Origin of the sequence: Bradyrhizobium sp. SEMIA (genome assembly GCF_014844175.1) — a bacterium.
Classification (GTDB): domain Bacteria; phylum Pseudomonadota; class Alphaproteobacteria; order Rhizobiales; family Xanthobacteraceae; genus Bradyrhizobium; species Bradyrhizobium arachidis.
On the sequence record NZ_CP046601.1, the window covers coordinates 1,384,940 to 1,396,046 of the forward strand.

The window sequence follows — 11,107 nt, forward strand, 5'->3', positions numbered from 1 at the left end:
CCCATGCGCCTCACCGCCGGATCGCCCGCACGCCTCGGCGCAAGCTGGGACGGGCGTGGCACCAATTTCGCGCTGTTCTCCGCCAACGCACAGAAGGTCGAGCTCTGCCTGTTCGACACGCAAGGACGGCGTGAGCTCGAGCGCATCGAATTGCCTGAACGCACCGAGGACGTCTGGCACGCCTATCTCAACGACGTCTCGCCGGGGCAGCTCTACGGCTACCGCGTGCACGGACCCTATGAGCCCGAGCACGGCCACAGATTCAACGCCAACAAGCTGCTGCTCGATCCCTATGCCAAGCGGCTCTCGGGGCGGCTGGTCTGGAGCGATGCGCATTTCGCCTATCGCACCGGCTCGCCGCGCGAGGACCTTTCGTTCGACCGGCGCGACAATGCGCGCGGCATGCCCAAGGCGGTCGTGGTCGACGAGACCTTCAACTGGGGCCGCCGCGAGATCCGGCCCCACATCCCCTGGGAAGACACCATCATCTACGAGGCCCACGTCAAGGGCCTGACGCAGAAGCGCGACGACGTCCCGCCAAATCTGCGCGGCACCTATGGCGGGCTGTCGTCGCCCGCCATGATCGAGCATCTGAAGAAGCTCGGCGTCACCACGATCGAGCTTTTGCCGATCCACAGCTTCGTCGACGACCGCATTTTGGTGGAGAAGAAGCTCGCCAATTACTGGGGTTACAACACGCTGTCGTTCTTCGCGCCGGAACCGCGCTACGCTCAGGACAACGCGCTCGATTCCTTCCGCACCACGGTGGCGCGGCTGCACGATGCCGGCATCGAGGTGATGCTCGACGTCGTCTACAACCACACCGCCGAAGGCAATCATCTCGGCCCGACGCTGTGCTATCGCGGCATCGACAACGCCTCCTATTACTGGCTGAACCGCGAGAACCCGCGCTATTACGACGACTTCACCGGCTGCGGCTCGTCGGTGAACCTCACCCATCCGCGCGTGCTGCAGATGGTGATGGATTCGCTGCGCTACTGGGTCGAGGTCTGCCATGTCGACGGCTTCCGCTTCGACCTCGCCACCACGCTCGCGCGCGGGCCGAACGGTTATGACCGCGGCAGCTCGTTCCTGACCGCGATCCGGCAGGATCCGGTGCTGGCGAACGTGAAGCTGGTCGCCGAGCCCTGGGACCTCGGCCTCGGCGGCTATCAGGTCGGCGCGTTCCCGTCGCAATGGTCGGAGTGGAATGATCGCTACCGCAGCGCCATGCGCCGCTACTGGAGCGGCGAAGGCAGCCTGATCGGCGATATCTCCAGCCGCATGACAGCATCATCCGACCTGTTCAACCATGACGGACGGCGGCCGCGCGCCAGCATCAATCACATCACCGTGCATGACGGTTTCACGCTCGCCGACCTCTTCAGCTACAACGAGAAGCACAACGAGGCCAATGGCGAGGACAATCGCGACGGCTCCAACGACAACCACAGCAACAATTGCGGTGTCGAGGGCCCGACCGACGATCCGCAAATCCTCGGCCTGCGGCGGCAGCTGCGCAAGAACGTGCTGGCCTGCCTGATGCTGGCGCAGGGCATTCCGCTGCTGCTGGCCGGCGACGAGGTCGGTAATTCGCAATCTGGCAACAACAACGCCTATTGCCAGGACAATGAGGTCGGCTGGGTCGGCTGGGACAATCTCGGCAAGGACGGCGAGGACATGGTCGATTTCGTCGGCCACCTCGCCGGCATTCGCCAGAGGTTCTCGCAGCTTCGCAGCCATCGCTGGCTCGACGGCCGCCTCGCCGACGGCGCCTCCTATGGCGCGCTGTGGCTGACGCCCGCCGGCGACGAGATGACGGAAAGCGACTGGAAATTCCCGGAAGGGCGGTTCCTCTCTTATGTGATGGGCCCCGTGGAACCGGGCGCGGCCGCGATCTTTATCGTTCTGAACGCCGCCCCCGAAGAGATCGTATTCAAATTGCCCGAGATCGACGAATACAAGAGCTGGCAGCAGATCCTGAACACGACGGATGCCAAGCTGAACAGCATTGATTTCCTACCCGGTAGCGACAGCAAGGCGCCGCCGCGCTCCGTGCTCGCCTTCGCGGGGGCGCCATGAGGCCATCTTTCGGGGCGAGGCCGACGAAAGACGGCGTGTCGTTCCGCCTGTGGGCGCCCGGTGCGCGCCGGGTCGATCTGCTGCTCGAGCGACGGCACGCGATGCAGCGACGGCAGGACGGCTGGTATGTCGCGGACATTGACGGTCTTGCCGTCGGCACTCCCTACAAGTTCAGGATCGACGACGAGATCGACGTGCCCGATCCGGCCTCGGCCTTCCAGCCCGAGGATGTGTTCGGCCCGAGCGAGGTGATCGACCACGACGCCTTCACATGGCGCGCGCGCGACTGGCGCGGCCGTCCCTGGGAAGAGACGGTGCTGATCGAGACCCATGTCGGCACCTTCACCGCGGAAGGCACCTACCGCGCCATGATCGACAAGCTCGATCATCTCGTCGCCACCGGCATCACCGCGCTGGAGCTGATGCCGCTCGCCGATTTCGCCGGCCGCCGCGGCTGGGGCTATGACGGCGTGCTCTGGTATGCGCCCGACAGCGCCTATGGCCGGCCCGAGGATCTGAAGGCGCTGATCGACGAGGCGCATCTGCGCGGGCTGATGGTGTTCCTCGACGTCGTCTACAATCATTTCGGTCCCGAGGGGAATTACCTCGGCCGCTATGCACCTAGCTTCTTCACCGACGCGCATACGCCCTGGGGCAGCGCGATCGACTATCGCGTGCCGCAGGTGCGCGCATTCGCGGTCGAGAACGCGCTGTCCTGGCTCAGCGACTACCGTTTTGACGGCTTGCGGCTGGATGCCGCCAATCACATCATGGCGGTGCCCGGCGAACAGTCGATGCTGCAAGACCTCAGCGCCGCCGCCGGCGAGCTCGCCAAGGCGACGGGGCGGCACATCCACCTCGTGCTGGAGAACGGCGACAATCGCGCCAGCCTGCTCGACGCCGCGCAGGAGCCGCCGAACGGCAAATATCGCGGGCAGTGGAACGACGATTATCACCACGTCTGGCACGTGATGCTGACCGGTGAGCTCAACGGCTATTATGGCGACTACCAGACCCCGCGCATGGACCTTGCGCGCGCGCTGGCGTCGGGCTTCGTCTATCAGGGCGAGATCTCGGAATTCTGGGGCAAGAAGCCGCGCGGCGAGCCGAGCGGCGAACTGCCGCCCGCAACCTTCGTCAACTTCCTTCAAAACCACGACCAGATTGGCAACCGTCCGTTCGGCGACCGGCTTGAGAGTCTGGCCTCGCCGCAGCAGATCGAAGCCGCGCTCGCGGTGACCTTGCTGGCGCCGATGGTGCCGATGCTGTTTCAGGGCGAGGAATGGGGCTCGACCGTGCCGTTCCCATTCTTCTGCGAATTCAAGGGCGGCCTTGCCGACGCCGTGCGCAAGGGGCGCAGGCAGGAATATGCCTGGGCCTACGAGAAATACGGCGACGAGGTGCCGGACCCGCTCGATCCGGCCACGCTGCAATCGGCGGTGCTTGACTGGACCGGCCGCACCCCGGAGCAGGACAAGCGGCTCGTGCTGGTCAGGGAGCTGCTCATCCTACGCCGCAAGGAGATCGCGCCGCGGCTGAAGGGTGCCGCGTTTGGCGACGCCGAAGCGACCGACAACGGCCTGCTCACCGCGCATTGGCGCATGGGCGACGGCACCACGTTGCGTCTCGTCGCCAATCTGTCGGACCGGGACATCACGCACTCGGATAGCAATGCTGGCACGCCGATCTGGGGCAATGCTGCCGGCGACCGGCTCCCGCCCTGGTCGGTGGTCTGGCGCCTCGGAGGTTGACATGCCTCCCGCCATTCCGCTTGCGACCTACCGGCTTCAGCTCACCGCGGATTTCGACTTCGACAAGGCCGCCGCTGTCGTGCCTTACCTGAAAGCGCTGGGGATCACGCATCTCTACGCTTCGCCGGTGATGAAGGCACGCAAGGGCTCCACCCATGGCTACGACACCGTCGACCACAGCCAGTTCAATCCCGAGCTTGGCGGCGAAGCCGGTTTTGCGCGGCTGAGCGAGGCGCTGAAGCAGCACGACCTCGGCCTCATCATCGATTTCGTGCCCAACCATGTCGGCGTGCATTTTGCCGACAATCCCTGGTGGCTGGACGTGCTGGAATGGGGCCAGGCCTCGCCGCACGCGGTGTCCTTCGACATCGACTGGGATCAATTGGCCTACCGCGCCCGCGGCGGCGTGCTGCTGCCAATCCTCGGCGCGTCCTATGGCGAGGCGCTGGAGCGCGGCGAGATCGAGCTGCGCTACGATCCCGACGAGGGCAGCTTTTCCGCCTGGTATTTCGAGCATCGTCTGCCGATCGCGCCGGAGCGCTATGGCGAGATGCTGCGCGTCATCGTGAAGGAGGCGGACGCCGCCGAGACGGAGGCCGGCACGCGCCTGCTGTCGCTCGCCGCGCGCTACACCGGGCTGCGCCGGCCGAGCCGCAAGGAAGCGCCGGCCTTCAAGGCGGAGCTGAAGGAGATCGATGGCGCGGGCGACATCATCCATCGCGGGCTTGCCGCCTATCGTGCCGCCAAGGATCGTCCTGCGCAGACGCTGGCGCTGCACCACCTTTTGGAGCGCCAGCATTACAAGCTCGGGCACTGGCGGCTCGCCTCCAGCGACATCAACTATCGCCGCTTCTTCGACGTCAACGGGCTCGCGGGCCTGCGCGTCGAGGATCCCGGCACCTTCGCCGCCACGCACCGGCTGGTGAAGCAGCTCGTTGCCGAGGGCAAGCTGCAAGGCATCCGCCTCGATCACATCGACGGCCTGCGCGATCCCGCGCAATATTGCCAGCGGCTGCGCCGGCTGGTGCGCGATGCGCAAGGCAACACCAAGCCGTTCTACACCGTGATCGAGAAGATCCTGTGCGAGCACGAGAAGCTGCCGCACTTCGCCGGCGTGCAGGGCACGACCGGCTATGAGTGGATGAACGCGATCACTCATGTCCTGGTCGATGCCAAGGGGCTGGAGGCGCTGGACGAGACCTGGCGGCAGATCAGCAACCGGCCGCCGCGGCTTGCACCTTACGTCAAGGACGCCAAGCGGCGCGTGCTGGAGACGTTGCTCACCTCCGAATTCACGGTGCTGACGCGCCTGCTCGCGCGCATCGCCAACGGCCACTACTCGACTCGCGATTTCTCCGCCGACAGCCTGCGGCAGGCGCTCGAGCTCTATGTGCTGCACTTCCCGGTGTACCGCACCTATCTCACCCATAGCGGCCCGACCGCGCTCGACCGCAAACTGATCGACGACACCATCGAGCGCGCGCGCGCCGAATGGTTCGCCGCCGACGAGGGCATCTTCGACTTCCTGCGCGACGCGCTGACCATGGACCTGCTCAAGCCCGGCCGGCCGCCGCACAGCGCCCCGCGCGTGCGCCGCTTCGCGCTGAAGGTGCAGCAGTTCACCGGGCCGATGATGGCAAAATCCCTGGAGGACACCGCGTTCTACCAGTTCCACCGTCTGCTCGCGCTGAACGAGGTTGGCGGCGATCCCGCCAGCCACGGCCTTACCATTGCCACCTTCCACGAGGCCATGCGGGCCCGAGCCAAGGAGTGGCCGCAGGGGATGACGGCGACGGCGACCCACGATACCAAGCGCGGCGAGGATGCCCGCGCGCGAATCGCGGCGCTCAGCGAGATCCCGGGCGAATGGACCAGCGCGGTGTCGCGCTGGAAGGTGCTCAACGCGCCGCACCTTGCACTCCACGGCAATCTGCGCGCGCCGTCGGCGACGTTCGAATACATGCTCTACCAGACCCTGCTCGGCGCCTGGCCGCTCGAAGGACCGGCCGATGCCGGCTTGATCGAGCGCATCCAGGCCTACGCGCTGAAGGCCGCGCGCGAGGGCAAGGAGGAGACCAGCTGGCTCAATCCGCATGAGGCCTATGAGAACGGCATTCAAAGCTTCATCGCAAAAATCCTCGATCCCGAGCTGTCAGGCGAATTTTTGGAGGCGCTGCAAACCCTCGCCCGCCGCGTCGCGCTGCTTGGCGCGCTCAACGGGCTGAGCCAGCTCACGCTCAAGGCGACGTTGCCGGGCGTGCCCGACTTCTATCAGGGCACCGAATTCTGGGACCTCTCGCTGGTCGATCCCGACAACCGCCGTCCCGTGGATTTTTCCGCGCGGCACGCCGCGCTGGGCGGGCTCGACACTCCGGACTGGCGCGGCCTGATCAAGAGCTGGCCGGACGGTCGGCTCAAGCTGGCCTGGACGCGGCACCTGCTCAAGCTGCGCAGCGAGTTCGGCGAGGTCTTCGCGCAGGGCGACTATCAGCCGCTGGAGGTGCGCGGTACGCACGCAGATCATGTCATCGCGTTTGCCCGGCGATACGGCCGCGCCGCGGTGATCGTCGTGGTCGGCCGTCAGTTCGCTGCCTTCACGCGGGTCGGCCGGGAGTGGCCCGCATTCGAAACGCTTGACGCAATCGTGGACATTGACAGCTACACAGTGCCCGGCCTTGCCGGCAATGAATTGCCACTCGCGCAGGCTTTCCGCGATTTTCCCGCATCTGTCATCGTGGCCAGCGCAGCGAGCGCCATCAGGCCGGCGCGGCAGCGCATGCGCGCCTGAAGCTCAGTTCCCGCCGTCCTTGGTCAGCAGCAGCTGCCCGCGCTTCTTGATCGCCGTCTGCGCCATCTCGGCGAAGCGCTGCAGCAGCCACGGCAACACCACCTCGACCTTCACATGATCGTCGGCGACGTCGACCTGCCCGCTCGCGATCTGCCCGAGCGCGCGGATGCGGAAATTCATAGTGTCGCCGCTCCAGCGCTCCTCCTCGACCTGCATCACGGGAATGCTCGCGGCCGCACGTCCAAGGCCGCTCTTGAGCCGGCGCACCGCCTCCTCGCGGCCGAGACGATGCGGAATGGAAACGACAAGCGGTGCTGACATGGCCCTGCCCTGTGCTGACTGATCTCACTTAGTCATGCCGCCGAACCACCAAAGGTTCCATGCAAGATGATGGTCCGGCCGTGTTTCAATGTGGGAACTATAAAACCTGCGGCAAGTTGCCATTCGCACAACGGGACAGGTTGCAAACGACCCTTTCAATAAAGGGCTGGAGGAGACTCGCATGTCTATCGGTACGATCATTCTGATCATTCTTGTCATCGCCCTGCTCGGCGGCTTCAGCGGCATCGGCGGCGGGCCGTTCTACGGCACCGGCTATTACGGCGGCGGCGGCCTCGGGCTCGTCATCGTCATCCTGCTGATCCTGCTCCTGATGGGGCGGATCTAGCCGCACGTACGATCTCGTAGGGTGGGCAGAGGCGCTCTTGCGCCGTGCCCACCTTCTTTATCTTAACGAGAGAAATCGTGGGCACGCTTACGCTTTGCCCACCCTACGGGAATTGCGCCCCTAGCGCCGACTTACTTCACCTTCCCCGCGAGCTTCTTCATCGCCGCCTTGATCGAGGCGGCCGCATCATCATAGCCATCCCAGGCCTTCGAGCGTGCCAGCAGGCCCGGCACGGTCCGCACCGTATACCGCTTCGGATCGAGATCACCCTTCACCTGCGCCCAGGTCACCGGCATCGACACCGTCGCCCCATCTCGCGCGCGCGGCGACAGCGGCGCCACCGCCGTGGACAGCCGATCGTTGCGCAGATAATCGAGGAAGATCTTTCCATTGCGCAGCTTCTTGGACATGTTGAGCAGATAGCGCTCGGGATCATCATCGGCCATCCATTGGCAAACGCCTTGCGCGAACGCCTTGGCTTCTTTCCAGCTCACCTTGTCGCGCGCACCGTGGAGCAGCGGCACCACGACATGCAGGCCCTTGCCACCGGTGGTCTTGCAGAAGCTTTCCATGCCGACGTCAGTGAGGCGCTGCCGCATCTCCTTCGCGGCGTCCACGACATCGGCGAACTCGACGTCCGGCGCGGGATCGAGATCGAACACCAGCCGGCCGGGCGTATCATAGGCATCCGGCGCGCAATTCCAGGGATGCAGCTCGACGCCGCCGATCTGCGCGACGGCGGCAAGCCCTTCGACGCGGTCGATCTGCAAATACGGCTTGCGATCACCGGAGACCTTTGCGAGCTCGAGCAGGTTCGACGTCCCCTGCATGGCATGACGCTGGAAGAATTTTTCGCCGCCGATGCCGTCAGGCGCACGCAGGATCGAGCAGGGGCGGCCCTTGATATGCTCGATCATCCAGCTGCCGACCGCCTCGAAATAGCGCGCGAGATCGAGCTTTGTGACACCCTCGCCGTCGCCGACATCCGGCCACAGCTCCTTGTCCGGCTTTGAGATGACGACGCCCATCACCTCGGCCGCGCTGGCGTCCTTCTTGCCTGTCTTCGGCACGGCGCGCTTTCTCGTCGAAGGCTTTGCGAGCTCGGTATCGACGGGCGTTTCCGCCTCGACCTCCTCGGCCGGTTTGTCCTGGCGCAGGCCCTTGAACGCAGCCTGACGGATGTTGCCGTCGGCGGTGAAGCCGGCGAACTCGATCTCGGCGACGAGCTCGGGTTTCAGCCAGTGCACATCCCGCGTCTTCTTCGGCGCGTTCTTGCCGCCGAACGGACTCTCCTTGGCCTCCATCGCCTTCAGCGATGGCATGATGCGCTTGACCTTGTCGGCACCGAACCCGGTGCCGACCATGCCGACGAAGACGAGATGATCGCCACGATGCACGCCCGCCATCAGCGAGCGGAATTTGCCATTAGTTGTCTTGTAGCCGCCGATCACGACCTCATGGCCGGCGCGGCATTTGGCCTTGGTCCAGCTCTCGGTGCGGCCGGAGCGATAGGGCGCGTCAAGCTTCTTCGACACCACCCCCTCCAGCTCAAGCTTGCAGGCCGATTGCAGCACGGCGTCGCCGCCGCTCTCGAAATGCTCGACATAGCGGATCTGCGTCGACTTTCGCTCGCGCGCTTCCAGCAGCTCCTTCAGCCGCGCCTTGCGCTCGCCGAGCGGCAGGCGGCGATAGTCGAGGCCTTCGGCGAACAAGAGGTCGAAGGCAAAGAAGATCAGGTCTTCGGTCTTGCCGTCCGACAACGCGGCCTGGAGCGACGAGAAATTCGGTGCGCCGTTGTGATCGAGGGCGACGATTTCGCCGTCGATCATCACGTCCGGCAGCGCGCCTGCCTCCTTCGCGATCGAAGCGAACTTGTCGGTCCAGTCGAGGCCCTTGCGCGTCTTCAGCGTCGCCGTGCCGTCCTCGACCCGGAGCTGGACGCGATAGCCGTCGAACTTGATCTCATGGCACCAGCCATCGCCGGCCGGCGGACGCTCGACCGAGGTGCAGAGCTGCGGCGCCACGAAATCCGGCATCTCCGCGACCTCCTTGGCGTTCGTCGCGGTCGTGGCTTTTTTTTTCGCGGTCTTTGCAGTCTTGCCCGCCTTCAACGCGGTGCGCGGCGCCGGCTTGACCGTCTTCCCCTTCGCCTCCTCGGCACGGTTGGATTGCCAGACCGCATCCGCTTTGGCCTTGGCGCCCTTCGCCAGCATGAACGGTTTTGGCGCGCGGCCCTTGCCCTCGGCAATCTGGTCCATCGCACGACCAGAGGCGACCGACTTGTCCTCGCTGAGGATATCCTCGCTCTCGCTGGCGTAGTCGTCGCGGTGTTTGATCAGGAGCCAGTTGGTGCGCTTTTCGCCGCCGCGGTTACGCATGCGCACCAGCACCCAGCTGCCGTGCAGCTTGTCGCCATGCAGGGTGAACTTGAGGTCGCCCTTTTTGAAGCCGGCGTCCGGATCGTCCGATTCCCAGGTGCCGCGGTCCCATAGCATCACCGTGCCGCCGCCATACTGGCCTTCCGGAATCGTGCCTTCGAAATCGCCATAGTCGAGCGGATGGTCCTCGACCTCGACCGCCAGCCGCTTGTCGTGGGGATCGAGCGAGGGTCCCTTGGTCACCGCCCAAGACTTGAAGATGCCGTCGAATTCGAGCCTGAGGTCGTAGTGCAGCCGCGTCGCGTCATGTTTCTGGATCACGAAACGTCGCTGTTCCGACGGCGTCACCGCCGTCTTGCCCGACGGCTCCGGCGTCTTTCCGAAATCACGCTTTTTTCGGTAAGTGGAGAGTTTTTGCAGCACGACCGGTCCCGCTTATCTTGTCAGAGTCAAAGCCTATCACGGCAAAAGTCCCGCCCGGAACCAAAACCCGATGGCGTGGTTGGGGTTCCAAAACGCCTTGAAATCACTGGAGAATGGAATGGCTCCGCGCGCCTATTGGAAGGGAACGTTGAAGCTGTCGCTGGTCAGTTGCCCGGTCGTGCTCTACCCGGCGACGACGGCAGCCGAGAAGACGCGGTTTCACCTGATCAACCGCGAGACCGGGAACCGGCTCAAGCAGCAGATGATCGACGCCGAGACCGGCGACGTCGTCGAGAGCGACCAGAAGGGCCGCGGCTACGAGCTGCGCAAGGGCAAATATGTCGAGATCGAACCGGAGGAGCTCGAAGCCGTCCAGATCGAGAGCAACCACACCATCGATATCGAGAGTTTCGTGCCGAGCGAGGAAATCGACCAGCGATATCTCAACCACCCCTATTACATCGCGCCCGACGGCAAGGCGGCGGTCGACGCCTTTGCCGTGATCCGCGACGCCATGAAGGACCAGGATCGCGTCGCGCTCGCCAAGATCGTGCTGACGAACCGCGAGCACATCATCGCCATCGAGCCGCTCGGCAAGGGCCTGCTCGGCACCACGCTGCGCTTTCCCTACGAGCTGCGCGACGAGGGCGAGTATTTCGCTGACATCAAGAGCCCGAAGATCACCAAGGACATGGTCGAGCTCGCAGGTCACATCCTCCACACCAAGGCAGCGCATTTCGATCCCAGCAAGTTCAAGGACGAGTACGAGAACGCGCTCAAGGCGCTGGTGAAGCGCAAGGCCAGCGGCAAGAAGATCGAGCTGCCGGAGCCCGAAGAGCGCCCGAGCAACGTCGTCAGCCTGATGGATGCGCTGAAGCAGAGCCTGAAAGGACGCGGCGGCAAGAAGACGGCGGCGAAGTCGCACGCCCGGCGGGCGACGGGGCGGCAGCGCAGCGCGCGGAAGACGCATCGGACGACCGCACGGCATCGGAAGGCTGGGTAGCAACCCCACCGTCAT

The 11,107-nt window shown here is 64.9% G+C and carries 7 protein-coding genes; 5 read left to right on the plus strand and 2 right to left on the minus strand.

Annotated elements, in window-relative coordinates:
• Nucleotides 1-3 precede the first annotated feature (3 nt).
• From glgX to treY, 3 genes are read left to right on the plus strand one after another with little or no spacing between them, the layout of a single operon-like run.
• Entirely contained in the window at nt 4-2,082 is a 2,079-nt protein-coding gene (gene glgX, locus FOM02_RS06595; RefSeq protein ID WP_027560803.1) for a glycogen debranching protein GlgX, read from the plus strand.
• Nucleotides 2,079-3,833: a malto-oligosyltrehalose trehalohydrolase gene (gene treZ, locus FOM02_RS06600; protein WP_027560804.1), complete on the plus strand. Its 1,755-nt coding sequence runs from the start codon at nt 2,079-2,081 to the stop codon at nt 3,831-3,833. The genes glgX and treZ overlap by 4 nt, the downstream gene beginning before the upstream one ends.
• Nucleotide 3,834: 1 nt before the next feature.
• A complete protein-coding gene (gene treY / locus FOM02_RS06605) occupies nt 3,835-6,621 on the plus strand; it encodes a malto-oligosyltrehalose synthase (RefSeq protein WP_265441508.1) in 2,787 nt (928 codons plus the stop codon).
• A 3-nt stretch (nt 6,622-6,624) separates the two neighbouring features.
• Here treY and FOM02_RS06610 read toward each other — a convergent pair whose 3' ends face one another.
• Entirely contained in the window at nt 6,625-6,942 is a 318-nt protein-coding gene (locus FOM02_RS06610; RefSeq protein WP_027560806.1) for a polyhydroxyalkanoic acid system family protein, read from the minus strand.
• A 181-nt stretch (nt 6,943-7,123) separates the two neighbouring features.
• Between FOM02_RS06610 and FOM02_RS06615 the strand changes: the two genes are divergently transcribed.
• Nucleotides 7,124-7,288, plus strand: a complete 165-nt coding sequence (locus tag FOM02_RS06615; RefSeq protein WP_018318514.1) for a DUF3309 family protein — start codon at nt 7,124-7,126, stop codon at nt 7,286-7,288.
• A 131-nt stretch (nt 7,289-7,419) separates the two neighbouring features.
• On the opposite strand, the gene ligD is transcribed toward FOM02_RS06615, so the two are convergent.
• Nucleotides 7,420-10,089 carry a DNA ligase D gene (gene ligD / locus FOM02_RS06620; protein WP_027560807.1) on the minus strand — a complete coding sequence of 890 codons (2,670 nt, stop codon included), beginning with the start codon at nt 10,087-10,089 and terminating at the stop codon, nt 7,420-7,422.
• A 118-nt stretch (nt 10,090-10,207) separates the two neighbouring features.
• On the opposite strand from ligD, the gene FOM02_RS06625 reads away from it, so the two are divergent.
• On the plus strand, nt 10,208-11,092 hold the full coding sequence (locus FOM02_RS06625) for a Ku protein (protein ID WP_027560808.1): 885 nt from the start codon (nt 10,208-10,210) through the stop codon (nt 11,090-11,092).
• The last annotated feature ends 15 nt before the right edge of the window (nt 11,093-11,107 follow it).

What these genes read in the sequence shown, in the direction of transcription:
- glgX (WP_027560803.1), top strand. Translation starts at nt 4, where the DNA reads ATGCGCCTCACCGCCGGATCGCCCGCACGCCTCGGCGCAAGCTGGGAC.
- treZ (WP_027560804.1), top strand. Translation starts at nt 2,079, where the DNA reads ATGAGGCCATCTTTCGGGGCGAGGCCGACGAAAGACGGCGTGTCGTTC.
- treY (WP_265441508.1), top strand. Translation starts at nt 3,835, where the DNA reads ATGCCTCCCGCCATTCCGCTTGCGACCTACCGGCTTCAGCTCACCGCG.
- FOM02_RS06615 (WP_018318514.1), top strand. Translation starts at nt 7,124, where the DNA reads ATGTCTATCGGTACGATCATTCTGATCATTCTTGTCATCGCCCTGCTC.
- FOM02_RS06625 (WP_027560808.1), top strand. Translation starts at nt 10,208, where the DNA reads ATGGCTCCGCGCGCCTATTGGAAGGGAACGTTGAAGCTGTCGCTGGTC.
- FOM02_RS06610 (WP_027560806.1), bottom strand. Translation starts at nt 6,942, where the DNA reads ATGTCAGCACCGCTTGTCGTTTCCATTCCGCATCGTCTCGGCCGCGAG.